At 69.1% G+C, this 25191-nt stretch carries 20 protein-coding genes and 1 pseudogene; 5 read left to right on the forward strand and 16 right to left on the reverse strand.

Features of this window, described 5'->3' with window-relative positions:
• Positions 1 to 32: 32 nt before the first annotated feature.
• Positions 33 to 1244, forward strand: a complete 1212-nt coding sequence (gene fahA / locus StrepF001_RS18395; RefSeq protein WP_129799335.1) for a fumarylacetoacetase — start codon at positions 33 to 35, stop codon at positions 1242 to 1244.
• A gap of 195 nt (positions 1245 to 1439) precedes the next feature.
• Positions 1440 to 2378 carry a M56 family metallopeptidase gene (locus StrepF001_RS18400; RefSeq protein ID WP_129799336.1) on the forward strand — a complete coding sequence of 313 codons (939 nt, stop codon included), beginning with the start codon at positions 1440 to 1442 and terminating at the stop codon, positions 2376 to 2378.
• A gap of 51 nt (positions 2379 to 2429) precedes the next feature.
• Here StrepF001_RS18400 and recQ read toward each other — a convergent pair whose 3' ends face one another.
• Positions 2430 to 4445, reverse strand: coding sequence for a DNA helicase RecQ (gene recQ / locus StrepF001_RS18405; RefSeq protein WP_129799337.1), 2016 nt, complete (start codon positions 4443 to 4445; stop codon positions 2430 to 2432).
• Positions 4446 to 4643: 198 nt separating this feature from the next.
• On the opposite strand from recQ, the pseudogene StrepF001_RS18410 reads away from it, so the two are divergent.
• Positions 4644 to 5246 (forward strand): annotated as a pseudogene (locus StrepF001_RS18410) (Uma2 family endonuclease).
• Between the two features lie 77 nt (positions 5247 to 5323).
• Here StrepF001_RS18410 and nuoN read toward each other — a convergent pair.
• From nuoN to StrepF001_RS18480, 14 genes are read right to left on the reverse strand one after another with little or no spacing between them, the layout of a single operon-like run.
• Positions 5324 to 6973 carry an NADH-quinone oxidoreductase subunit NuoN gene (nuoN, locus tag StrepF001_RS18415; RefSeq protein ID WP_129799338.1) on the reverse strand — a complete coding sequence of 550 codons (1650 nt, stop codon included), beginning with the start codon at positions 6971 to 6973 and terminating at the stop codon, positions 5324 to 5326.
• Positions 6970 to 8541 (reverse strand): NADH-quinone oxidoreductase subunit M, encoded by a 1572-nt coding sequence (locus StrepF001_RS18420; protein ID WP_129799339.1) that lies wholly within the window; start codon positions 8539 to 8541, stop codon positions 6970 to 6972. The genes nuoN and StrepF001_RS18420 overlap by 4 nt, the downstream gene beginning before the upstream one ends.
• Positions 8542 to 8546: 5 nt before the next feature.
• Complete coding sequence (gene nuoL, locus StrepF001_RS18425) at positions 8547 to 10511, reverse strand: NADH-quinone oxidoreductase subunit L (RefSeq protein ID WP_129799340.1); 1965 nt, start codon at positions 10509 to 10511, stop codon at positions 8547 to 8549.
• A gap of 15 nt (positions 10512 to 10526) precedes the next feature.
• Positions 10527 to 10826 (reverse strand): NADH-quinone oxidoreductase subunit NuoK, encoded by a 300-nt coding sequence (gene nuoK / locus StrepF001_RS18430; protein ID WP_129799341.1) that lies wholly within the window; start codon positions 10824 to 10826, stop codon positions 10527 to 10529.
• Complete coding sequence (locus tag StrepF001_RS18435; RefSeq protein ID WP_129799342.1) at positions 10823 to 11665, reverse strand: NADH-quinone oxidoreductase subunit J; 843 nt, start codon at positions 11663 to 11665, stop codon at positions 10823 to 10825. Before StrepF001_RS18435 ends, nuoK begins: the two co-directional genes overlap by 4 nt.
• Positions 11662 to 12264, reverse strand: coding sequence for an NADH-quinone oxidoreductase subunit NuoI (nuoI, locus tag StrepF001_RS18440; RefSeq protein WP_129799343.1), 603 nt, complete (start codon positions 12262 to 12264; stop codon positions 11662 to 11664). Before nuoI ends, StrepF001_RS18435 begins: the two co-directional genes overlap by 4 nt.
• Positions 12257 to 13621: an NADH-quinone oxidoreductase subunit NuoH gene (nuoH, locus tag StrepF001_RS18445; protein ID WP_129799344.1), complete on the reverse strand. Its 1365-nt coding sequence runs from the start codon at positions 13619 to 13621 to the stop codon at positions 12257 to 12259. Before nuoH ends, nuoI begins: the two co-directional genes overlap by 8 nt.
• A complete protein-coding gene (locus tag StrepF001_RS18450) occupies positions 13618 to 16122 on the reverse strand; it encodes an NADH-quinone oxidoreductase subunit G (RefSeq protein WP_129799345.1) in 2505 nt (834 codons plus the stop codon). Before StrepF001_RS18450 ends, nuoH begins: the two co-directional genes overlap by 4 nt.
• The gene (gene nuoF / locus StrepF001_RS18455; protein ID WP_129799346.1) at positions 16119 to 17468 is read right to left on the reverse strand and encodes an NADH-quinone oxidoreductase subunit NuoF; all 1350 of its coding nucleotides are present in this window, start codon (positions 17466 to 17468) and stop codon (positions 16119 to 16121) included. The genes StrepF001_RS18450 and nuoF overlap by 4 nt, the downstream gene beginning before the upstream one ends.
• Positions 17468 to 18340: an NADH-quinone oxidoreductase subunit NuoE gene (gene nuoE / locus StrepF001_RS18460; protein ID WP_129799347.1), complete on the reverse strand. Its 873-nt coding sequence runs from the start codon at positions 18338 to 18340 to the stop codon at positions 17468 to 17470. The genes nuoF and nuoE overlap by 1 nt, the downstream gene beginning before the upstream one ends.
• Positions 18337 to 19668 carry an NADH-quinone oxidoreductase subunit D gene (locus StrepF001_RS18465; RefSeq protein WP_129799348.1) on the reverse strand — a complete coding sequence of 444 codons (1332 nt, stop codon included), beginning with the start codon at positions 19666 to 19668 and terminating at the stop codon, positions 18337 to 18339. The genes nuoE and StrepF001_RS18465 overlap by 4 nt, the downstream gene beginning before the upstream one ends.
• On the reverse strand, positions 19665 to 20420 hold the full coding sequence (locus tag StrepF001_RS18470; protein ID WP_129799349.1) for an NADH-quinone oxidoreductase subunit C: 756 nt from the start codon (positions 20418 to 20420) through the stop codon (positions 19665 to 19667). Before StrepF001_RS18470 ends, StrepF001_RS18465 begins: the two co-directional genes overlap by 4 nt.
• On the reverse strand, positions 20417 to 20971 hold the full coding sequence (locus tag StrepF001_RS18475; RefSeq protein ID WP_023547484.1) for an NADH-quinone oxidoreductase subunit B: 555 nt from the start codon (positions 20969 to 20971) through the stop codon (positions 20417 to 20419). The genes StrepF001_RS18470 and StrepF001_RS18475 overlap by 4 nt, the downstream gene beginning before the upstream one ends.
• A 14-nt stretch (positions 20972 to 20985) precedes the next feature.
• On the reverse strand, positions 20986 to 21345 hold the full coding sequence (locus tag StrepF001_RS18480; RefSeq protein WP_007383963.1) for an NADH-quinone oxidoreductase subunit A: 360 nt from the start codon (positions 21343 to 21345) through the stop codon (positions 20986 to 20988).
• A gap of 714 nt (positions 21346 to 22059) precedes the next feature.
• On the opposite strand from StrepF001_RS18480, the gene StrepF001_RS18485 reads away from it, so the two are divergent.
• Entirely contained in the window at positions 22060 to 22902 is an 843-nt protein-coding gene (locus StrepF001_RS18485) for a C40 family peptidase (protein ID WP_129799350.1), read from the forward strand.
• A 290-nt stretch (positions 22903 to 23192) separates the two neighbouring features.
• Positions 23193 to 23819 (forward strand): peptide deformylase, encoded by a 627-nt coding sequence (gene def / locus StrepF001_RS18490; protein ID WP_129799351.1) that lies wholly within the window; start codon positions 23193 to 23195, stop codon positions 23817 to 23819.
• Here the strand turns inward: def and StrepF001_RS18495 are convergent, their stop codons facing one another.
• On the reverse strand, positions 23820 to 25139 hold the full coding sequence (locus StrepF001_RS18495) for a geranylgeranyl reductase family protein (RefSeq protein WP_206306889.1): 1320 nt from the start codon (positions 25137 to 25139) through the stop codon (positions 23820 to 23822).
• Between the last annotated feature and the right edge of the window lie 52 nt (positions 25140 to 25191).

Here is a 25191-nt window from a genome sequence, read left to right on the forward strand (position 1 = left end):
GACCGTACGTACGAAAGTGAGGCAGCACCCCAATGCCCCCCTTCGATGTCCCCGAGGGCGACCCCTTCGGTCCGCACAACCTTCCGTACGGCGTTTTCTCACCCGCCGGGTCCACCGAACGCACCGTCGGCGTCCGCCTCGGCGACCACGTCCTCGACGCCGGCGCGGCAGCACTGGCGCTCGGCTCCCCCTACGCCGCCCTGCTGGCCCGGCCCACCCTGAACCCACTGCTCGCCGCCGGCCGCACCGCCTGGTCGGACGTCCGGCGGGCGCTGACCGCCTGGGTGACGGTGCCGTCCCACCGCGAAACCCTCGCGCCTCTGATGCACCCCCTCTCCTCGGTGACCCTGCACCTGCCCTTCGAGATCGCGGACTACGTCGACTTCTACGCCTCAGAGAACCACGCCCGGAACGTCGGCCAGATCTTCCGTCCCGACGCCGCCGACTCACTCACCCCCAACTGGAAGCATCTGCCGATCGGTTACCACGGCCGCTCCGGCACGGTCGTCGTCTCCGGCACGGATGTCATCCGCCCCTCCGGCCAGCGCAAGGCCCCGACCGACCCCGCGCCCGTCTTCGGACCGTCCGTCCGCCTGGACATCGAGGCGGAGGTCGGCTTCGTCGTCGGCGCCCCGTCCCCGCTGGGCCGACCCGTTCCGCTGGCCGGCTTCCGCGACCACGTCTTCGGCCTGTGCCTCCTCAACGACTGGTCCGCGCGCGACATCCAGGCCTGGGAGTACGTCCCCCTCGGCCCTTTCCTCGGCAAGTCCTTCGCCACGTCGGTGTCGGCCTGGATCACCCCGCTGGACGCGCTGGACGAGGCACGGGTGGCCCCACCGCAGCGCACCTGTCCCCTCCTCCCGTACCTGGACGACACGGACGACGAACCCGGCGGCTACGACCTGCGCATCACCGTCGCTCTCAACGGTCACGTCATCTCGGAACCCCCCTTCTCCACCATGTACTGGACGGCCGCCCAGCAACTCGCCCACATGACCGTCAACGGCGCATCCCTGCGCGCCGGCGACCTGTACGGCTCGGGCACGGTGAGCGGCCCGACCGAACGCGAACGCGGCTCACTCCTCGAACTGACCTGGAACGGCCGGAACCCACTCGAACTCCCCGACGGCAAGCGGACGTTCCTGGAGGACGGGGATGTCGTGACACTGTCGGCCTGGGCACCGGGGGCCGGCGGGGTCCGGGTGGGGTTGGGGGAGGTGAACGGGAAGGTTGTCGCGAGCTGAGCCGCGGGGTGGCGCGAGGTGAGCTTTTCGGGCAAGCGCCGGTCCGGGCGCTGACTCCGGGTGCCCGGCGCCGTCATACTGGCGGTGGGTGGTGTGCGCGAGGCGGGACGCGGGACGCGGTCGGCAGGCGCGGCCGCTGCCCCACCGCACCACCCGAGCCGCCCTCACTCCCGACCAGGATCCGGAGCCCGTGGCATGACTGTCTGCCTGCTCCTGCTGAGCGTCGTCGCCCTGACGGCCGCTGTACCGGCCCCCCGTGCGCTGACCCGGGCCGCGTGGCCCGAACGGGAGCCCGTGGTCGGGCTGTGGGTATGGCAGTGCCTGGTCGCCACCGTCCTGCTGTGCTGTCTGGCCGCCCTCCTCCTGGGTGCGGCCGCCGTCTTCCAGACCGTCCGCGACCAGGTCTTCGCCCCCGCACCGCCCCATGTCACCGCGGCGTACGACCTCTCCGCCGCGCCTCCCTGGGCCGCTGCGCTCACCCTGCTGCTGGCCTGCGGTGCCGCCTGGACCACCGCGATGCTCACCCGGGAGCTGGTCGAGGCCCGGCGGCGCCGCACCCAGGCCCGCGCTCATCTGCGCGAACGCGCCCCTGACCTGCCCGCCGGCCTCCCGGCCGCCCGCGGCCCGCTGCTCGTCCTGGAGGACGAGTACCCCGATGCCTGGTGGCTGCCGGGCCACCCGTCCCAGCTGGTCGTCACCACCGGAGCCCTGCACCGCCTCACCGACCACCAGCTGGACGCCGTCCTCACCCACGAACGCGGACACGCCCGCGCCCACCACGACTGGCTGCTGCACCTGTCGACCGCCCTTGCCACCGGCTTCCCCCGTGTTCCGCTGTTCGCCCACTTCTGCGACCAGACCCGCCGTCTGGTCGAACTCGCCGCCGACGACACGGCCTCCCGCCGCTGCGGCCACCTCACCACCGCTCTGGCGCTGATCGAGCTGAACCAGCACCGCGGAGTCCTGTCCTGCGCCTCCAGCCACCGCCTCCTCGGCGAACGCGTAGACCGCCTCCTGCAGCCCCCGCCCCGCCTTGGCCGCCGCCACCGTGCCCTGACGACCACAGTGGCCGCCCTGGTCCCCCTGGTACCGCTCCTGATCACGTTCGCCCCGGGCCTGACGGCGTTGGGGTAAGGGCGCAGGAGGGACGGTGGAGGCACCCCAAGCCCCTGTCCAGCGGTCCGCCTACATCCAGTCGTCCGGCTCCGGCCCCTCGGGCGGCTCCGGCCAGTCGTCCGGCCCGCCCTGATCGGCCGCGGTTCTCGGAACCGGCGGTGCACCTGCGTCGGCCTGCCCGGCCGGGGCACCGGGCGGCCCTTCCAGGGACGCGAGCACCCCGAGAACGCCCTCCCCGTACGTCGCCAGCTTCTTCTCACCGACCCCGCTGATGCCTCCGAGCTCCGCGATCGACGTCGGCCACGCCGTGGCGATCTCCCGAAGCGTGGCGTCGTGGAAGATGACGTACGCCGGGACGCCCTGCTCCCGGGCCTGTTCTGCGCGCCAGGCGCGCAGGGCCTCGAAGGCCGGCAGCAGTTCCTCGGGCAGCTCGGCGGCCGCAACCTTGGGCTTGCCCGCCCCGCGCCCCGACGAAGACGCCGACGCCGACCGCGAGGTCACCGGCTTCTTCGGCTCCTTGCGCAGCGGCACCTCCCGCTCCCGCCGCAGCACCGAACCGCTGGCCTCGGTCAGCACCAGCGTGCCGTACTCCCCCTCGACCGCGAGCAGCCCCTGCGCCAGCAACTGCCGGATGACGCCCCGCCATTCGCCCTCGGCCAGCTCCTCACCGATGCCGAACACGGAGAGCTGATCGTGGTCGAACTGGATGACCTTGCCGGTGCGCTTCCCCAGCAGGATGTCGACGATCTGCACCGCGCCGAACTTCTGCCTCCGCTCCCGCTGCAACCGCACCACCGTCGACAGCACCTTCTGCGCCGCGATGGTGCCGTCCCAGGTCTCGGGCGGAGTGAGGCAGGTGTCGCAGTTGCCGCAGCCCGCCGGATCCGGGTCCTGGCCGAAGTAGGCGAGCAGTTGGCCGCGGCGGCACTGGGCGGTCTCGCACAGCGCGAGCATCGCGTCCAGGTGCGCGGCGGCCCGGCGCCGGAACGCCTCGTCGCCCTCGCCCGACTGGATCAGCTTGCGCTGCTGTATGACGTCGTTGAGTCCGTACGCCATCCATGCCGTCGACGGCAGACCGTCACGCCCCGCGCGGCCGGTCTCCTGGTAGTACCCCTCGACCGACTTGGGCAGATCCAGGTGGGCGACGAACCGCACGTCCGGCTTGTCGATGCCCATCCCGAAGGCAATGGTCGCCACCACGACGAGGCTCTCCTCCCGCAGGAAACGGGACTGGTGCGCCGCGCGCGTGCCCGCGTCCAGGCCCGCGTGGTACGGCACCGCCTCGATGCCGTTTCGGGTGAGGAACTCGGCCGTCTTCTCCACCGAGTTGCGCGAGAGGCAGTAGACGATGCCCGCATCGCCGGCGTGCTCCTCACGCAGGAGGCTCAGCAGCTGTTTCTTGGGGTCCGCCTTCGGCACGATCCGGTACTGGATGTTGGGCCGGTCGAAGCTCGCCACGAAGTGCCGGGCCGTCGGCATGTTCAGCCGCTGGGTGATCTCCTGGTGCGTCGCATGCGTGGCCGTCGCCGTGAGCGCGATACGCGGCACGTCGGGCCAGCGCTCGCCGAGCAGCGACAGCGCCAGATAGTCGGGGCGGAAGTCGTGGCCCCACTGCGACACGCAGTGCGCCTCGTCGATCGCGAAGACGGAGATCTTGCCGCGTGAGAGCAGATCCAGCGTGGACTCAAGACGCAGTCGCTCCGGCGCCAGGTAGAGCAGATCGAGCTCACCGGCCAGGAACTCGGCCTCCACCACCCGGCGCTCGTCGAAGTCCTGCGTGGAGTTCATGAACCCGGCTCGCACGCCCAGCGCCCGCAGCGCGTCCACCTGGTCCTGCATCAACGCGATCAGCGGGGAGACGACGATGCCCGTACCCGGTCTGACCAGGGCCGGGATCTGATAGCAGAGCGACTTGCCGCCACCGGTCGGCATCAGCACGACGGCGTCACCGCCGGCCACGACATGCTCGATGACCGCTTCCTGCTCACCGCGGAAGGCCTCGTACCCGAAGACCCTGTGGAGCGCTGCCAGCGCCTCGCTCTCGGCTACCGCCGCCATTCCACCGATCCCGCCTGTCCCACCCATCGCCGTGCCCCCGTACGTCGCATCTCGACCACTGCGTCCACGATAGGCGCCCGCGCTGACAGCCACTGAGTTATCCACAGGCGACCTACACGACCCGCGTCAAGGACACGGCTGTCGGTCACACGTTCGCGGGAGACCTGCCTGTTTCCGGCGGATAGTCTGAATGCACCGGCGAGACTCCGTCCCATGGGAGCACTGATGAGCGGCGCACCGAAGGCGTCCGCGTCTGCCTGGCCGACCCCGCCGGAAGGCGGGTAGACCGCCGACGATCTGGACCGGCTTCCGAATCTTCCTCCGCATACGGAACTGATCGACGGGAGCCTCGTCTTCGTGAGTCCGCCGACCATCTTTCACTCGCGCGCTGTGAGCTTCTTCGAAGGGCAGCTTCAGTCCTTGGCCTCGGCGGACTTCGAAGTCTTCCGCGAGTTCACCATCGACATCGATCGCCAGAACAGACCGGAACCGGACGTGGTCGTAGTTCGTGGGGACGTCGTCGAGGATCCGGATCAGACACGGTTTCCGGCTGAAGCGGTCCTCCTGGCGGTCGAGGTCGTCTCGCCGGACTCCGTCTCCCGGGACCGCGAGACCAAGCCGCTGAAGTACGCCCGCGCGAAGATCCCCCACTACTGGAGGGTGGAGAACGAGAAGGGCCTCGCAGCGGTGCACGCCTTCGAACTGGAGCCCACCACCGGTGCCTACACCAGCGTGGGCATCTTCCGCGAGCGAATGAAGCTGGCCGCCCCCTTCCCTGTCGACCTGGACCTCACGCAGATCAAGGCGCGTCGCGACAAGGAACAGTAGCCCCGCCCCAACCACACGGCGGCCCGGCACCCTGGAGGGAGCCGGGCCGCCGCCGTACCGACAACAGCAGCGCCGCGTCAGCGCGCAAACACCCCCGCATCCCCCGCCAGATCCAGGAAGTACTGCGGCGCCACACCCAGCACCAGCGTCACCGCAACCCCCACCCCGATCGCCGTCATCGTCAGCGGCGACGGCACCGCGACCGTCGGCCCTTCGGGGCGCGGCTCGCTGAAGAACATCAGCACGATGACCCGGATGTAGAAGAACGCGGCGATCGCCGACGAGATCACACCGATCACCACCAGCGGGGCCGCCCCGCCCTCCGCCGCCGCCTTGAACACGGCGAACTTCCCGGCGAAGCCGGAGGTCAGCGGAATGCCTGCGAAAGCGAGCAGGAACACCGCGAACACGGCCGCGACCAGCGGCGAACGGCGGCCGAGACCGGCCCACTTGGACAGGTGCGTCGCCTCACCTCCGGCGTCACGCACCAGCGTCACCACCGCGAACGCGCCGATCGTCACGAACGAGTACGCCGCCAGGTAGAAGAGGACCGACGAGACGCCGTCCGGACTCGTCGCGATGACACCGGCCAGGATGAAGCCGGCGTGCGCGATCGACGAGTACGCCAGCAGTCGCTTGATGTCGGTCTGCGTGATCGCGACGATCGCACCGCCCAGCATGGTGACGATCGCGACGCCCCACATCACCGGCCGCCAGTCCCAGCGCAGCCCCGGCAGCACGACGTACAGGATCCGCAGCAGCGCGCCGAACGCGGCCACCTTGGTCGCCGCCGCCATGAAGCCGGTCACCGGCGTCGGCGCCCCCTGGTACACATCCGGCGTCCACATGTGGAACGGGACAGCGCCCACCTTGAACAGCAGCCCCATGACGATCAGCGCGGCGCCGAGCAGGAGCAGCGCGTCGTTGCCCATGGTGTCCGCGAGCGCCGGTGTGACGTCGGTGATGGTGCCGTCGACGACCCGGGCGATCGTCGCGTACGACATCGAGCCGGAGTAGCCGTACAGCATCGCGATGCCGAACAGCGTGAACGCGGAGGCGAACGCGCCGAGCAGGAAGTACTTGACCGCGGCCTCCTGCGACATCAGCCGCTTGCGACGGGCCAGCGCGCACATCAGGTACAGCGGCAGCGAGAAGACCTCCAGGGCCACGAACAGCGTCAGCAGGTCGTTGGCCGCGGGGAAGAGCAGCATGCCGGCGACCGCGAAGAGCAGCAGCGGGAAGACCTCGGTCGTGGTGAAACCGGCCTTCACCGCGGCCTTCTCGCTGTCGCTGCCGGGCACGGAGGCCGCCTGCGCGGCAAAGGAGTCGACCCGGTTGCCGTGGGCGGCGGGGTCCAGTCGCCGTTCGGCGAAGGTGAACAGGGCGACCAGCGCGGCCAGCAGGATCGTGCCCTGCAGGAACAGGGCCGGCCCGTCGACCGCGATCGCGCCCATCGCCGCGATACGCGCCTTGGTGGTGCCGTATCCGTCCGCCGCCAGGGCGACGGCCGCGGCGAACGCGGCGGCGAGGCCGACGACGGACACGAACATCTGGGCGTAATAACGGGATTTGCGCGGTACGAACGCCTCGACCAGCACCCCGACGATCGCCGCGCCGATGACGATCAGCATGGGCGACAGTTGTGCGTACTCGATCTTCGGCGCGTCGATCTTGCCGATGGGATCGGCCGCGGTTGTCCACAGGCTGTGGACGGCTGTTGCGCTCACTTGGCCGCCTCCACCTCGGGCTGAGGGTCTGTCTTCTGTACGTCGGACATGGTCTGCTGCACCGCCGGGTTGACGATGTCCGTGAGGGGCTTCGGGTAGACGCCCAGGAAGATCAGCAGTGCGACCAGCGGGGCGACCACCACGAGCTCACGCACTCTGAGGTCCGGCATCGCGGAGACCTCCGGCTTCACCGGGCCCGTCATCGTCCGCTGGTAGAGGACGAGGGTGTAGAGCGCGGCGAGGACAATGCCGAAGGTGGCGATGATGCCGATCGCCGGGTAGCGCGCGAACGTACCGACGAGTACCAGGAACTCACTCACGAACGGCGCGAGTCCGGGCAACGACAGCGTCGCGAGGCCGCCGATCAGGAAGGTGCCGGCGAGGACGGGGGCGACCTTCTGCACTCCTCCGTAGTCGGCGATGAGCCGCGAGCCGCGGCGCGAGATCAGGAATCCGGCCACCAGCATCAGCGCCGCCGTCGAGATTCCATGGTTGACCATGTACAGCGTCGCGCCCGACTGGCCCTGGCTGGTCATCGCGAAGATGCCCATGATGATGAAGCCGAAGTGCGAGATCGACGCGTAGGCCACCAGCCGCTTGATGTCCCGCTGGCCGACCGCGAGCAGCGCCCCGTAGATGATGCTGATCAGGGCGAGGACGAGGATGACCGGCGTCGCCCACTTCGACGCCTCCGGGAACAGCTGGAGGCAGAAGCGGAGCATCGCGAAGGTGCCCACCTTGTCGACGACCGCGGTGATCAACACCGCGACCGGGGCGGTGGCTTCCCCCATCGCGTTCGGCAGCCAGGTGTGCAGCGGCCACAGCGGTGCCTTCACCGCGAAGGCGAAGAAGAAGCCCAGGAACAGCCAGCGTTCGGTGCTGGTCGCCATGTCCAGCGAGCCGTTGGCCCGTGCCGCGGCGATCTCCTGGAGCGAGAAGTTCCCGGCGACCACATAGAGGCCGATCACCGCGGCCAGCATGATCAGACCGCCGGCCAGGTTGTAGAGCAGGAACTTCACGGCCGCGTACGACCGTTGTGTCGACGCCACCTGTTCGCCGTGCTCGTGGGCACGGTCCCCGAAGCCGCCGATGAGGAAGTACATCGGGATCAGCATGGCTTCGAAGAAGATGTAGAAGAGGAAGACGTCGGTGGCCTCGAAGGAGAGGATCACCATCGCCTCGACGGCCAGGATCAGAGCGAAGAAGCCCTGTGTCGGCCGCCACCGCCTGCTTCCGGTCTCCAACGGGTCGGCGTCGTGCCAGCCCGCGAGGATGATGAACGGGATCAGCAGCGCCGTGAGCGCGATGAGCGCCACCGCGATGCCGTCCACGCCCAGCTCGTATCTCACCCCGAAGTCCGCGATCCAGGCGTGGGATTCGGTGAGCTGGTAGCGGTCGCCGTCGGGGTCGAAACGGACCAGGACCGCGATGGCGAGGGCGAGGGTGGCGAGCGAGACGAGCAGCGCCAGCCACTTGGCGGCGGTGCGCCGCGCGGCCGGTACCGCGGCCGTGGCGATCGCCCCGATCGCCGGGAGCGCCGCCGTCGCTGTCAGCAGAGGAAAGGACATCGGTATCAGACCGCCCTCATCAGCAGGGTCGCGGCGACGATGAGCGCCGCGCCGCCGAACATCGAGACCGCGTAACTGCGCGCGAAGCCGTTCTGCAGTCGGCGCATCCGTCCGGACAGGCCGCCGACCGAGGCCGCCGTGCCGTTGACGACTCCGTCGACCAGGGTGTGGTCGACATACACCAGGGAGCGCGTGAGGTGCTCGCCGCCGCGGACCAGGACGACGTGGTTGAAGTCGTCCTGGAGCAGGTCGCGCCGGGCTGCCCGGGTGAGCAGCGACCCGCGCGGGGCGACGACCGGGACCGGGCGGCGGCCGTACTGCGCGTACGCGATGCCGACGCCGATCACCATCACAGCCACCGTGGACAGCGTGACCGTGAGGGCGCTGACCGGCGGGTGCCCGTGGTCATGGCCGGTGACCGGCTCCAGCCAGTGCACGAAGCGGTCACCGATGCTGAAGAAGGCGCCGCCGAAGACCGACCCGACGGCCAGCAGGATCATCGGGATCGTCATGACCTTGGGCGACTCGTGCGGGTGCGGCTCCGCGTGCTCGCCGCGCGTTTCGGCGGCGGGCTCCACGCTGGGCTCGGCCGGGGACGGAGTCGGGGCGTGCCGCCAGCGCTCCTCGCCGAAGAACGTCAGCAGCATCACGCGCGTCATGTAGTACGCCGTGATGGCCGCGCCGAGCAGGGCGCATCCACCGAGGATCCAGCCCTCGGTACCACCCTTGGCGAACGCCGCCTCGATGATCTTGTCCTTGGAGAAGAAGCCGGACAGACCGGGGAAGCCGATGATCGCGAGGTAGCCGAGGCCGAAGGTGACGAAGGTGATCGGCATGTACTTGCGCAGGCCGCCGTACTTGCGCATGTCGACCTCGTCGTTCATGCCGTGCATCACCGAACCGGCGCCGAGGAACAGCCCGGCCTTGAAGAAGCCGTGCGTCACCAGGTGCATGATCGCGAAGACGTAGCCGATCGGACCGAGGCCGGCGGCGAGGGTCATGTAGCCGATCTGCGACATGGTCGAGCCGGCCAGCGCCTTCTTGATGTCGTCCTTCGCGCAACCGACGATCGCACCGAAGAGGAGCGTGACCGCACCGACGATGGTGACCACGAGCTGGGCGTCGGGCGCGGCGTTGAAGATCGCTCCGGAGCGGACGATCAGGTACACGCCCGCCGTCACCATCGTCGCGGCGTGGATGAGGGCCGAGACCGGGGTCGGGCCCTCCATCGCGTCCCCGAGCCAGGACTGGAGCGGTACCTGGGCGGACTTGCCGCAGGCGGCGAGCAGCAGCATCAGGCCGATCGCGGTGAGCATGCCCTCGGATGTGTCGCCGACGAGACCCGGCTCCTCATGGCTGCCGAGCACCGGCCCGAAGGCGAAGGTCCCGAAGGTCGCGAACATGATCATGATCGCGATCGACAGGCCCATGTCGCCGACACGGTTGACCAGGAAGGCCTTCTTCGCGGCGGTCGCGGCGCTGGGCTTGTGCTGCCAGAAGCCGATCAGCAGGTAGGAGGCGAGGCCGACGCCCTCCCAGCCGACGTACAGCAGCAGGTAGTTGTCGGCGAGGACGAGCAGCAGCATCGCCGCCAGGAACAGGTTCAGGTAGCCGAAGAAGCGGCGGCGCCGCTCGTCGTGCTCCATGTACCCGACCGAATAGAGGTGGATCAGCGAGCCGACACCGGTGATCAGCAGGACGAACGTCATCGACAGCTGGTCGAGCTGGAAGGCCACGTCGGCCTGGAAGCCCTCGACCGGGATCCAGCTGAACAGGTGCTGCGTGAGCGTGCGGTGCTCGGCGTCCTTGCCCAGCAGGTCGGCGAAGAGGACGACGCCGAGGACGAAGGAGACGGCCGCGAGCACCGTGCCGATCCAGTGGCCGACGGCGTCGAGCCGCCGGCCACCGCACAGCAGGACGGCCGCTCCGAGCAGGGGCGCCGCGATCAGCAGCGCAATCAGGTTCTCCACGATTCTTCCGACCCCTTACAGCTTCATCAGGCTGGCGTCGTCGACCGAGGCCGAGTGACGGGCACGGAACAGCGACACGATGATCGCGAGCCCGACCACGACCTCGGCGGCGGCGACGACCATCGTGAAGAAGGCGATGATCTGGCCGTCGAGATTGCCGTGCATCCGGGAGAAGGCGACGAACGCGAGGTTGCAGGCGTTGAGCATCAGCTCGATGCACATGAACAGCACGATCGCGTTCCGCCGGATCAGCACGCCGGTCGCGCCGATCGTGAACAGCAGGGCGGCGAGATAGAGGTAGTAGACGGGGTTCACTTCGACGCCTCCTCGGTCCGCTTGAACGACGGCGGCTCGATCTCGCTCCGCTCCAGGCGTTCCTCCGCGCGCTGTTCCAGCGCGCGCAGGTCATTGATCGCCTCGGTCGACACGTCCCTGATCTGGCCCCGTTCGCGCAACGTCTTGCTGACGGTCAGATCGGACGGGGTGCCGTCGGGCAGCAGCCCCGCGATGTCCACGGCGTTGTGCCGGGCGTACACACCGGGCGCCGGCAGCGGCGGTACGTGCTTGCCCTCGCGCACGCGCTGCTCGGACAGTTCGCGCTGGGTCTTGGCGCGCTCGGTGCGCTCGCGGTGGGTGAGCACCATGGCACCGACGGCAGCCGTGATCAGCAGGGCGCCGGTGAGTTCGAAGGCGAAGACGTACTTGGTGAAGATGAGGGCCGCCAGGCCCTCCACATTGCCGCCCGCGTTCGCCTGGCCGAGGCCGTTGAACTCCTTCAGGGAGGCGTTGCCGATGCCGCCGACCAGCAGGACGCCGAAGCCGAGACCGCACAGCAGGGCCAGCCAGCGCTGGCCCTTGATGGTCTCCTTCAGGGAGTCCGCCGCGGTGACGCCGACGAGCATCACCACGAACAGGAACAGCATCATGATCGCGCCGGTGTAGACGACGATCTGCACGATGCCCAGGAAGTAGGCGCCGTTGGCGAGGTAGAACACCGCCAGGACGATCATGGTGCCGGCCAGGCAGAGCGCGCTGTGCACGGCCTTCTTCATGAAGACGGTGCACAGGGCGCCGATCACCGCGACGGTGCCGAGGATCCAGAACTGGACGGCCTCTCCGGTGGAGGTGGTGTAGGCGGCGAGCTGCGCGCTCATGCGTCCACCTCCTCGTCCGTGGGCTTCTCGCCCTTGGAGACGGCGACCTGGCGCTCGGTGCCGGGCGCGGCCTCGGTGACCAGCCCCCGGTAGTAGTCCTGCTCGTCCATCCCCGGGTAGATCGCGTGGGGCGAGTCGACCATGCCCTCTTCGAGGCCGGCGAGCAGCTGCTCCTTGGTGTAGATGAGGTTGGCGCGGGTGGAGTCGGCCAGCTCGAAATCGTTCGTCATCGTGAGCGCGCGCGTGGGGCATGCCTCGATGCACAGGCCGCACAGGATGCAGCGGGCGTAGTTGATCTGGTACACGCGCCCGTACCGCTCGCCCGGCGAGTAGCGCTCCTCGTCGGTGTTGTCCGCGCCCTCCACATAGATGGCGTCGGCGGGGCAGGCCCAGGCGCACAGCTCGCAGCCGACGCACTTCTCCAGGCCGTCCGGATGGCGGTTGAGCTGGTGCCGTCCGTGGAACCGGGGGGCGGTGGTCTTCTGCTGCTCCGGGTACTGCTCGGTCAGCCGCTTCTTGAACATGGCCTTGAAGGTCACGCCGAAGCCGGCCACGGGGTTCAGGAAACCGGGCTTGGTCTCCTTGGGCTCCTCAGCCATCGGACGCCTCCTTTCCATCCAGAGATCCATCACTCTGAGTATCAGGCCCACCACTGACAATCAGCTCCCGCTCACGTCGCGACCTGCGTCGCGGCACCGGCGGCACCTCCTGTCCGGGCAGCGGCGGTACGGGGAATCCGCCCGCCATCGGATCGAAGCCGACGGCCTGGGCGGGCGGTTCGGGCGCGGGTTTGCCGCGCTCGCGGAAGAAGTCCGCGACGAAGGAGAGCAGGAGCAGAGCGAGGACTCCGCCGCCGACGTAGAGGGCGATGTCGGCGAAGTCGTAGTTCTCGTTGCGCAGGGTCCGCACGGTCGCGACGAGCATCAGCCAGACCACGGAGACCGGGATGAGGACCTTCCAGCCGAGCTTCATCAACTGGTCGTAGCGGACGCGGGGGAGCGTGCCGCGCAGCCAGATGAAGAAGAACAGCAGCAGCTGCACCTTGAGGACGAACCAGAGCATCGGCCACCAGCCGTGGTTCGCGCCCTCCCAGAAGGTGGAGACCGGCCAGGGTGCCCGCCAGCCGCCCAGGAAGAGCGTCACGGACACGGCCGAGACCGTCACCATGTTCACGTACTCGGCGAGCATGAACATCGCGAACTTGATCGACGAGTACTCGGTGTTGAAACCGCCGACCAGGTCGCCCTCGGACTCCGGCATGTCGAACGGGGCGCGGTTGGTCTCGCCGACCATGGTCACGATGTAGATCAGGAACGAGACCGGCAGCAGGATGATGTACCAGCGGTCCGCCTGCGCCTCGACGATCGCCGAGGTCGACATCGACCCCGAGTAGAGGAAGACGGAGGCGAACGCGGCGCCCATGGCGATCTCGTAGGAGATCATCTGCGCGCAGGAGCGCAGACCGCCGAGCAGCGGATAGGTGGATCCGGAGCTCCAACCCGCCAGCACGATGCCGTAGATGCCCACCGAGGCGACCGCGAGGATGTAGAGCATCGCGATCGGCAGGTCGGTGAGCTGCATCGTGGTGCGCTGGCCGAAGATCGAGATCTCGTTGCCGGCCGGGCCGAAGGGGATCACCGCGATCGCCATGAAGGCCGGGATGGCCGCGACGATCGGCGCGAGGACGTAGACGACCTTGTCCGCGCGTTTGACGATGACGTCTTCCTTGAGCATCAGCTTGATGCCGTCGGCGAGCGACTGGAGCATGCCCCAGGGGCCGTGCCGGTTGGGGCCGATGCGCAGCTGCATCCAGGCGACGACCTTGCGCTCCCAGACGATGGAGAACAGCACGGTCACCATCAGGAAGGCGAAACAGAAGACCGCCTTGACGGCGACCAGCCACCACGGGTCGCGGCCGAACATCGAGAGGTCTTCAACGGCGAGGTACGGGCTCATGCCTCCACCTCCTTGGGGGCCTCGCCGGCGAGGGTCGCCGGGCCGATGCGAACGAGGGAGCCGGGCAGCGCCCCGGTGCCGGAGGCGACGCCGCCGCCGACCGAGTTCAGCGGGAGCCAGACCACACGGTCGGGCATCTCGGTGATCTGCAGCGGGAGTTCGACGGTGCCGGCCGGGCCGGTCACGGCGAGCGCGTCGCCGTCCTTGACGCCTGCCTCGGCGGCCGTGGCGGGCGACACACGCGCGCGTGCGGCGTGCCGGGTCCCGGCGAGCGCCTCGTCGCCCTCCTGGAGCACACCCCGGTCGAGCAGCAGCCGGTGCCCGGCCAGTACGGCTTCCCCGGCCGCCGGACGCGGCAGCACGCCCGCCGTCTCGAGGGGTTCGGTGGCCCGCGGCCCGTCCCAGACCCCCAGCCGGTCCAGCTCCGCGCGCGCGGTCCGCAGATCCGGCAGACCCAGGTGTACGTCCATGGCGTCGGCCAGCATCTGCAGCACGCGTGCGTCGGTGGGTGCCAGTCGGCGGCTCATCTGGTCGGGCTTGAGCGCGGCCTCGAAGAAGCGGACCCGGCCCTCCCAGTTGAGGAAGGCGCCCGTCTTCTCGGCGACCGCGGCGACCGGGAGGACCACGTCCGCGAGTTCCGTGACCTCACTGGGCCGCAGTTCGAGCGACACCACGAAGCCGACTTCGGCGAGTGCTGCACGCGCGCGTGCCGGGTCGGGCAGGTCGGCGACCTCCACGCCCGCGACCAGCAGTGCCTGGAGGTCGCCGTTTGCGGCGGACTGGATGATCCGGCCGGTGTCACGGCCGTAGCGGTGCGGAAGGTCGGCGACGCCCCAGGCGGCGGCGACCTCCGCACGCGCGCGTGGGTCGGTGGCCGGACGTCCGCCCGGCAGCAGCGACGGCAGCGCGCCCGCTTCGATGGCGCCCCGCTCTCCTGCGCGACGCGGGATCCACACCAGCTGCGCGCCGGTCGCGGAGGCGACCCGTACGGCGGCGGTGAGGCCGCCGGCCACCCCGGCCAGCCGCTCGCCGACGACGATCACCGCGCCCTCGGCGCGCAGCGCCTGAGCGGCCCTGGCGCCGTCCTCCTCCAGGCCGACCCCGCTCGCGAGCGCGTCCAGCCACTCGGTCTCGGTGCCCGGAGCCGCCGACAGCAGCGTGCCGCCGGCCTTCTCCAGACCACGCGTGGTGTGCGTGGCCAGCGAGAACACCTTCTGTCCGTGCCCCCGCCAGGCCTTGCGCAGCCGCAGGAAGACGCCGGGGGCCTCCTCCTCCGACTCGAACCCGGCCAGCAGGACGGCGGGCGCCTTCTCCAGGGAGGTGTACGTGACGCCCGTACCGTCGAGGTCGCGCCCGCGCCCGGCGATCCGCGCGGCCAGGAAGTCGGCCTCCTCGCTGCTGTGCGGACGCGCGCGGAAGTCGATGTCGTTGGTGTCGAGCGCCACGCGCGCGAACTTGCTGTAGGCGTAGGCGTCCTCGATGGTGAGGCGGCCGCCCGTGAGGACACCGGTGCGCCCGCGCGAGGCGAGGAGCCCCTGAGCGGCGATCTGCAGCGCTTCCGGCCAGGAGGCGGGCACCAGATCGCCCTCGGGGTTGCGTACCAGGGGCGTCTCCAGCCGGTCCCGCAGCTGCGCGTACCGGAACGCGAAGCGCCCCTTGTCGCAGATCCACTCCTCGTTGACCTCGGGGTCGTTGACGGCGAGCCGCCGCATGACCTTGCCGCGCCGGTGGTCGGTGCGCGTCGCGCAGCCGCCGGAGCAGTGCTCGCACACGGAGGGCGAGGAGACGAGGTCGAAGGGGCGGGAGCGGAAGCGGTACGCCGCCGAGGTGAGTGCGCCGACCGGGCAGATCTGGATGGTGTTCCCGGAGAAGTACGACTCGAAGGGGTCGCCCTCACCGGTGCCGACCTGCTGGAGCGCACCCCGCTCGAGCAGCTCGATCATCGGATCACCGGCGACCTGGTTGGAGAACCGGGTGCAGCGCGCGCACAGCACGCACCGCTCGCGGTCGAGCAGCACCTGCGTGGAGATCGGGACCGGCTTCTCGAAGGTCCGCTTCCTGCCCTCGAAGCGGGACTCGGCGTTGCCGTGCGACATGGCCTGGTTCTGCAGCGGGCACTCGCCGCCCTTGTCGCAGACCGGGCAGTCCAGCGGGTGGTTGATGAGCAGCAGCTCCATCACACCCTTCTGGGCCTTCTCGGCGACCGGCGAGGTGAGGTGGGTCTTCACCACCATCCCGTCGGTGCAGGTGATGGTGCAGGACGCCATGGGCTTGCGCTGACCCTCGACCTCGACGATGCACTGGCGGCAGGCGCCGGCCGGATCGAGGAGGGGATGGTCGCAGAACCGGGGGATCTCGATGCCGAGTTGCTCGGCGGCCCGGATGACCAGAGTGCCCTTGGGCACGCTGATCTCGATGCCGTCGATCGTCAGCGTCACCAGATCTTCCGGCGGGACCGCCGCCTCTCCCCCGCCCGAGGGAGCGCTGGTGGTCACAGTCATGCGTTCACCTCCGTGCGGTGGTCGGCCCAGGCCGTCGACTTGGCCGGGTCGAAGGGGCAGCCGCGGCCCGTGATGTGCTGCTCGTACTCCTCGCGGAAGTACTTCAGCGAGGAGAAGATCGGCGAGGCGGCACCGTCGCCGAGGGCACAGAAGGACTTGCCGTTGATGTTGTCGGCGATGTCGTTCAGCTTGTCGAGGTCACTCATCACGCCCTTGCCGGCCTCGATGTCGCGCAGCAACTGCACGAGCCAGTACGTGCCTTCGCGGCAGGGTGTGCACTTGCCGCAGGACTCGTGGGCGTAGAACTCGGTCCAGCGGGTGACGGCACGGACGACGCAGGTCGTCTCGTCGAAGCACTGCAGGGCTTTCGTGCCGAGCATGGAACCCGCGGCGCCCACTCCTTCGTAGTCAAGAGGGACATCGAGATGCTCGTCGGTGAACATCGGTGTCGAGGAGCCGCCCGGCGTCCAGAACTTCAGTCGGTGGCCAGGTCGCATCCCGCCGCTCATCTCGAGGAGTTGGCGCAGTGTGATGCCGAGCGGGGCCTCGTACTGGCCGGGGCTCGCGACGTGGCCGCTGAGCGAGTAGAGCGTGAAGCCCGGGGACTTCTCGCTGCCCATCGACCTGAACCATTCCTTGCCGTTTTTCAGGATGGCGGGAACCGACGCGATCGACTCGACGTTGTTCACCACAGTCGGGCACGCATAGAGGCCTGCGACAGCAGGGAAGGGGGGACGAAGCCGCGGTTGACCACGGCGGCCCTCGAGCGAGTCGAGCAGTGCGGTCTCCTCACCGCAGATGTACGCGCCCGCGCCCGCGTGCACGGTGATGTCGAGGTCGAGTCCGCTGCCCAGGATGTTCTTGCCGAGGTAGCCGGCCGCGTAGGCCTCAGCGACAGCTGAATGCAACCGCCGCAATACGGGGACGACTTCACCACGCAGATAGATGAAGGCATGCGACGACCTGATGGCATAACACGCAATGATCATGCCCTCAATGAGGCTGTGCGGGTTCGCGAAGAGGAGCGGAATGTCCTTGCAGGTTCCGGGCTCCGATTCGTCGGCGTTGACAACTAGATAGTGCGGTTTTCCATCCCCCTGGGGAATGAACTGCCATTTCATTCCCGTCGGGAATCCCGCGCCGCCGCGGCCGCGCAGCCCGGAGTCCTTGACGTACGCGATGAGGTCGTCCGGCGACATCGCGAGCGCCTTGCGGAGCCCCTCGTATCCCTCGTGCCTTCGGTACACGTCCAGCGTCCAGGACCTGTCCTCGTCCCAGAAGGCCGACAGCACGGGTGCGAGCAGCTTCTCGGGACTCATGTCCTTGAGCTCGGGTGCCAACGTCATCACTCCCCCTCCTCTGCGACAGGCCCGGCGGGGTGCGCGGGGTCGGATGCCGATGTGTCCTGCGGCGCGTCGTGCGAGCTGAGGTGTTCGGCGGGCGACGGCTCGTGTACGGCCCTGTCCTGCGGCTCGTCGTGCGGTCCCCCCTCCCGCGGGTGGACCACGCGCGCGGGTGCGGTCTCTCCCCTGGCCAGGCGGAGGCCCACCAGCGAAGCGGGTCCCGCGCTGCCGGTCGCCTCGACGGCCCCGGCCCGCTCGTCGGGGAAGCCCGCCAGGATCCGGGCGGTCTCCTTGAACGTGCACAGCGGGGCCCCGCGGGTCGGCGCGACCTGTGCTCCCCCGCGCAGGTCGTCCACCAGGCGCTTCGCGCTGTCCACGGTCTGGTTGTCGAAGAACTCCCAGTTGACCATCACGACCGGCGCGAAGTCGCAGGCCGCGTTGCACTCGATGTGCTCCAGGGTCACCTTGCCGTCGTCGGTGGTCTCGCCGTTGCCGACGCCCAGGTGCTCCTGGAGCGCCTCGAAGATCGCGTCACCGCCCATCACCGCGCACAGCGTGTTGGTGCACACCCCGACCTGGTAGTCACCGGAGGGCCTGCGCCGGTACATGGTGTAGAAGGTGGCGACCGCGGTGACCTCCGCCGTGGTCAGGTCCAGCATGTCCGCGCAGAACCGCATTCCGGTGCGCGTGACATGGCCCTCCTCCGACTGCACCAGGTGCAGCAACGGCAGGAGGGCGGACCGGGAGTCGGGGTAGCGGGCGATGATCTCGCGCGCGTCCCGCTCGAGCCGGGCTCGAACGTCGTCCGGGTAGTCGGGCGCGGGCAGTTCGGGCATGCCCAGGCTGACGCCCCGCTCCGAGGAACTGGTGCTCACCGGTCGACGCCTCCCATCACGGGGTCGATGGACGCGACGGCGACGATGACGTCGGCGACCTGGCCGCCCTCGCACATCGCCGCCATGGCCTGCAGGTTGGTGAAGGACGGGTCGCGGAAGTGGACCCGGTAGGGGCGGGTGCCGCCGTCGGACACGGCGTGCACCCCGAGCTCGCCCTTGGGCGACTCGACCGCCGTGTACGCCTGTCCCGGCGGGACGCGGAAGCCCTCGGTCACCAGCTTGAAGTGGTGGATCAGGGCCTCCATGGAGGTGCCCATGATCTTCTTGATGTGGTCGAGGGAGTTGCCCAGTCCGTCCGGTCCGAGGGCGAGCTGGGCAGGCCAGGCGATCTTCTTGTCGGCGACCATGACCGGTCCCGGCTGCAGCCGGTCCAGGCACTGCTCGACGATCCTGAGCGACTGGCGCATCTCCTCGAGGCGGATCAGGAAGCGGCCGTATGCGTCGCAGGTGTCTGCGGTCGGGATGTCGAAGTCGTACGTCTCGTAGCCGCAGTACGGCTGGGCCTTGCGCAGGTCGTGCGGCAGGCCGGTGGCGCGCAGGATCGGTCCGGTGGCGCCGAGGGCCATGCAGCCGGCCAGGTCGAGATAGCCGATGTCCTGCATGCGGGCCTTGAAGACGGGGTTCCCGGTGGCGAGCTTGTCGTACTCCGGGAGGTTCTTCTTCATCTTCTTCACGAACTCGCGGATCTGGTCCACCGCGCCGGGCGGCAGGTCCTGGGCGAGTCCGCCGGGCCGGATGTACGCGTGGTTCATCCTGAGGCCCGTGATGAGCTCGTAGATGTCGAGAATCATTTCACGATCACGGAATCCGTAGATCATGATCGTGGTGGCGCCCAGCTCCATGCCGCCGGTCGCGATGCACACCAGGTGCGAGGAGAGCCGGTTCAGCTCCATCAGGAGCACCCGGATGATCGTCGCCCGGTCGGGGATCTGGTCCTCGATGCCGAGGAGTTTCTCGACGGCGAGGCAGTAGCCGGTCTCGTTGAAGAAGGACGTCAGGTAGTCCATGCGCGTCACGAACGTGGTGCCCTGCGTCCACGTGCGGAACTCGAGGTTCTTCTCGATGCCGGTGTGGAGGTAGCCGATGCCGCAGCGGGCCTCGGTGACCGTCTCGCCCTCGATCTCCAGGATGAGACGGAGCACGCCGTGGGTGGAGGGGTGCTGGGGGCCCATGTTGACGACGATGCGTTCGTCGTCGGCGCGGGCCGCGGACTGGACGACCTCGTCCCAGTCGCCACCGGTGACCGTATATACGGTGCCCTCGGTGGTCTCGCGTGCCGACGCGGCGGCTGTTGAATGCGTGCTCACGAGTACGACCTCCGCTGGTCCGGAGCCGGGATCTGGGCGCCCTTGTACTCGACGGGGATGCCGCCGAGGGGGTAGTCCTTGCGCTGCGGATGGCCCTGCCAGTCGTCCGGCATCATGATCCGCGTCAGGGCCGGATGACCGTCGAAGACGATGCCGAAGAAGTCGTAGGTCTCGCGCTCGTGCCAGTCGTTGGTCGGATAGACGGAGACCAGCGACGGGATGTGCCGGTCGCTGTCGGGGGCACTGACTTCGAGGCGGAGCAGCCGGTTGTGGGTGATCGAGCGCAGGTGGTAGACGGCGCGCAGCTCGCGGCCCTTGTCGTTCGGGTAGTGGACGCCGCTGACGCCGGTGCAGAGTTCGAAGCGCAGGGCCGGGTCGTCGCGCAGGGTGCGGGCGACGCGGACCAGGTGCTCGCGTTCGATGTGGAAGGTGAGTTCGCCGCGGTCCACGACTGTCTTCTCGATGGCGTTCTCGGGGAGCAGGCCCTGCTCCTCCAGGGCGCCCTCGAGCTCGTCGGCGACCTCGTCGAACCAGCCGCCGTAGGGACGGGCCGCCGGTCCCGGGAGCCGGACCGAGCGGACCAGGCCGCCGTAGCCGGAGGTGTCGCCACCGTTGTTGGCGCCGAACATGCCGCGCTGGACGCGGATCTCCTCACCGTGCTCACCGCGCTGGCCGGGGAGGTTGGAGGCGCCGAGGTCCTTCTCGGGGTTGACCCCGTTCGACGCCCCGTTGGTGCCGTTCGCGTCGCTCATCGCAGCAGCCCCTTCATCTCGATCGTCGGCAGGGCCTTGAGCGCCGCTTCCTCCGCCTCCCGGGCCGCCTCCTCGGCGTTCACGCCGAGCTTGGAGGTCTGGATCTTGTGGTGGAGCTTGAGGATCGCGTCCATCAGCATCTCCGGCCGGGGCGGGCAGCCGGGCAGATAGATGTCGACCGGGACGATGTGGTCGACGCCCTGGACGATGGCGTAGTTGTTGAACATGCCGCCCGAGGACGCGCACACGCCCATGGAGATCACCCACTTGGGGTTCGGCATCTGGTCGTAGACCTGCCGCAGCACGGGCGCCATCTTCTGGCTGACCCGGCCGGCGACGATCATCAGGTCCGCCTGCCGGGGTGAACCGCGGAAGACCTCCATGCCGAAGCGCGCCAGGTCGTAGCGGCCTGCGCCGGTGGTCATCATCTCGATGGCACAGCAGGCGAGGCCGAACGTGGCGGGGAAGACCGACGCCTTGCGCACCCAGCCCGCGGCCTGCTCGACGGTGGTCAGCAGGAAACCGCTCGGCAGCTTTTCTTCGAGTCCCATGACTTAAAGGCCCCTCAGTCCCATTCCAGGCCGCCGCGCCGCCACACGTACGCGTACGCGACGAAGACGGTGAGCACGAAGAGCAGCATCTCCACGAGCCCGAACACCCCCAGGGCGTCGAACGTGACGGCCCAGGGGTAGAGGAAGACGATCTCGATGTCGAAGACGATGAAGAGCATCGCCGTCAGGTAGTACTTGATGGGGAAGCGCCCGCCACCGGCCGGCGTGGGGGTCGGCTCGATACCGCACTCATAGGCCTCGAGCTTGGCCCGGTTGTACCGCTTCGGACCGATCAGCGTGGCCATGACCACGGAGAAGATCGCAAAGCCTGCCCCGAGGGCTCCCAGTACGAGGATGGGCGCATACGCGTTCACCGCTCCTCGCTCCTCTCAGTCGGCACTGACTGCTGGCGGTTTGCATCAGGCTTCACACCTGCCTCACCGGCCCCACGACCCCCGCTCGTCCCGGCGAAGATCGAGAACATGTGAAGCAGGTCACAAGCCCAACTGCCTCGCATCTTATGCCCGCCGCTCTGTGATCTGCGACACGGGGTATTCCACAAGCTTTGTGATCTCCACCACCTGATGAAGGATCATGAAGTCGGATGAGCGGCGATCTTCGCACATGAAGCGTTCAAGTGATCACCAGACGTGACATTTCTGCTCGTCGGCGCAGCTCGGAGGGGTCGTCTCAATATCAAGAGACTTCCGCTGCATGCAAATTGGCGAGGGACCTCGCGTCCTGATAGTGGGCGGCTTTCACACATCAGAGCGAGGAGGGTGCCGCGATGTGGACGCGTGCACGCGTTCACGAGCGCCGCGGGCGGATGTGCGCGGCAGACGCCGTGGCCGCGGTGACCGTTCCGTGACCTCCGTCACATTCATGAGAGGCACCCAAGAAGGAGGCTTGGCCAACCACCCCAACGAGTGGTAGGCGGGGGGCAATTCGGACCAAACGAAGAAAGCCCATGATCACAGGCTTGATGGGCTGCGTCCGCAATGTCCGTTACGGCGTCAATAAGGAACTGGGCCCCAGAGATTCGGGGTGCCGGTTGAACAACTGTGGCGCACCACACGTTTCTTGAAGGTATGGAGGAGCCCCTGATACCGGTTGTTCCCATGTCCCACACCGCTCACATACGAAGCCACCGAAAACCCCGCCCGCGCAGCGCCTCGACGCTCGCGATGCGGGCCGGAGTTGCCGGTGGCATCCTCAGCACCGTGGCAGTGGCGGGTGCGTCGGCTTCGGCGAATGCCGCCGAGCCGGTGACGCAGACGCTCGAACTGCCCACCCTGACGGCCGACCTGTCGGTCCAGGTCGCCCAGTCCGCGGACGTCACACAGCAGGCGGCCGCGAACTACGAGCTGCAGGCCGAGCGTGACGCGGCCGCCGCCCAGGCCGCCAAGGAGGCCAAGGCCGACCTCGCGGAGGCCAAGAAGAAGGCCGAGGCCCGCAAGAAGGCCGCGGAGGAGGCACGGCAGGCCGCCGCCGAGCGTGCCGCGCGCGACGCCGAGCGGGCCACCCTCTCCACGACAGCCGAAACCGCCACGTCCACGACGGCGTCCGCGCCGGCCAGCGGCAGCGTGGCGACGGTCATCTCCTTCCTCCAGGCACAGGTGGGCGACGCCTACGTCATGGGCGCCACCGGCCCCAACGCCTGGGACTGCTCCAGCCTCGTCCAGGCCGCCTTCAAGCAGGTCGGCGTGGACCTCCCCCGCGTGTCGCAGGACCAGTCGACGGTGGGCACCGACATCCCCCTGTCCGACATCCAGGTCGGCGACATCCTGTACTGGGGCGGCAAGGGTTCGGCGTACCACACGGGTGTGTACATCGGGAACGGCCAGTACCTGGACGCGGCCAACCCCTCCAAGGGCGTCGTCATCCAGGACCTCTCCGGCTACCCCGCGTCGGGCGCGGTGCGCGTGCTCTGACGCAGGGCAGATCGACGTACGGAAGGGCCGCAGCCGCTCGGGGGCTGCGGCCCTTCCGTCTGCGCGCGGGGACGGCGACGCGCTTGCCGGGACCCGGCGGCGACCGCGCGGCCGGCGGCTCCTGATACGAGGGCCGCTCCCCTGCGGGCGTGACCGGTCTGCTCCTGAGGCTGCTGTGAGTGTTCTGCCGTCATGAGTGCGGGAGGGTAGGAACGGGCGGCAACGGCCGGAAGGCCGATTCCCGGCCGCCTGCAGCACCCCACCAACACCGGTCAGAAGGAGAGACAGCGATGCCAAGTGTCTTCGTGCAGGGACGGCCCGTCGACTCGTACCCCCCGCTCGCGCCCGAGGCCCGGCGCGGCAAGGTGCGGCGGATCACCGAGGTCGGTGAGGAGGTCCTGCACAAGCCGTGCCGGGACGTCACCGAGTTCGGGCCGGATCTCGCCGCGCTCATCGACGACATGTTCCTGACCATGTACATCGCCGACGGGGCGGGACTCGCGGCGAACCAAGTCGGGGTCGATGTGCGTCTGTTCGTGTACGACTGTCCGGACGACGACGGCGTCCGACATGTCGGACACATCGTCAACCCCGTGCTGGAACCGCTCGACCCGGCCGGGCGACGGCTGCTCGACGAGGGCGAGGGATGTCTGTCGGTGCCGGGCGCGGTGATGGACGTACCGCGTCCGGACCGGGCCGTCGTCCGCGGGTACGACCAGGAGGGCCGGCCGCTGGTGATCGAGGGGACCGGGTACTTCGCCCGGTGCCTCACGCACGAGACCGACCACGTCAACGGGCACGTGTACCTGGACCGGCTCTCCAGCCGGGAGCGGAAAGAGGCGCTCCGGCAGGTGGCGGCCCGGCGGGAGGAGGTGTTCGCCCGCCGGGCCGCGAAGGCAGCCGCGTTGAGCGGCTGATCAGGCCTTCGGAGCGACCTTGCTCAGCCCGTTGATGATCCGGTCCATCGCGTCGCCGCCCGTCGGGTCGGTGAGGTTGGCGAGGAGCTTCAGGGTGAACCTCATGAGCATGGGGTGGGTGAGGCCGCGCTGGGCCGCGATCTTCATGACCTTCGGGTTGCCGATGAGCTTCACGAAGGCGCGGCCGAGGGTGTAGTAGCCGCCGTAGGTGTCCTTGAGCACGCGCGGGTAGCGCTGGAGCGCGGCCTCCCGCTGGGCCGGCGTGGCCCGCGCGTGCGCCTGGACGATGACGTCGGCGGCGATCTGACCGGACTCCATGGCGTAGGCGATGCCCTCGCCGTTGAAGGGGTTCACCAGGCCGCCGGCGTCGCCGACCAGCAGCAGCCCCTTGGTGTAGTGGGGCTGGCGGTTGAAGGCCATCGGCAGCGCCGCCCCGCGGATGGGTCCGGTCATGTTGTCGGGCGTGTAGCCCCATTCCTCGGGCATGGACGCGCACCACGCTTTCAGCACCTCCCGCCAGTCCAGCTCCTTGAAGGAGTCGGAGGTGTTCAACACTCCGAGGCCCACATTGGACGTGCCGTCGCCCATGCCGAAGATCCAGCCGTAGCCGGGGAGCAGCCGGTCCTCGCCGGGGCCGCGGCGGTCCCACAGCTCCAGCCAGGACTCCAGGTAGTCGTCCTCGTGGCGCGGGGAGGTGAAGTACGTACGGACCGCGACGCCCATCGGCCGGTCCTCGCGGCGGTGCAGGCCCATCGCGAGGGAGAGGCGGGTGGAGTTGCCGTCGGCGGCCACCACGAGCGGCGCGTGGAAGGTGACCTCGCGCTTCTCCTCACCGAGCTTGGCGTGCACGCCAGTGATGCGGCCGGTGCGGTCGTCGATGACCGGGGCGCCGACGTTGCAGCGCTCGTACAGCCGCGCCCCCGCCTTCTGGGCCTGCCGGGCGAGCTGCTCGTCGAAGTCGTCACGCTTGCGCACCAGGCCGTAGTCGGGGAAGGAGGCGAGATCCGGCCAGTCCAGCTGCAGCCGCACGCCCCCGCCGATGATCCTGAGCCCCTTGTTGCGCAGCCAGCCGGCTTCCTCGGAGATGTCGATGCCCATCGCCACCAGCTGCTTGGTGGCGCGTGGGGTGAGGCCGTCGCCGCAGACCTTCTCCCGCGGGAACTCGGTCTTCTCCAGGAGCAGTACGTCGAGTCCGGCCTTGGCGAGGTGGTACGCCGTCGTGGAGCCGGCCGGTCCCGCGCCCACGACGATCACATCGGCGGTGTTCTCGGAGAAGGGCTCGGAGACGGGCTGGGAGTGGGGCTCGGTCACGGCGGTCACGGCTGGATCTCCCCAAGTTCGGAAACTGTGTGCCGACCGGCACTGGACATGG

It is taken from the genome of Streptomyces sp. F001, from assembly GCF_004187715.1.
In the GTDB taxonomy this organism is placed as follows: domain Bacteria; phylum Actinomycetota; class Actinomycetes; order Streptomycetales; family Streptomycetaceae; genus Streptomyces; species Streptomyces flavusporus.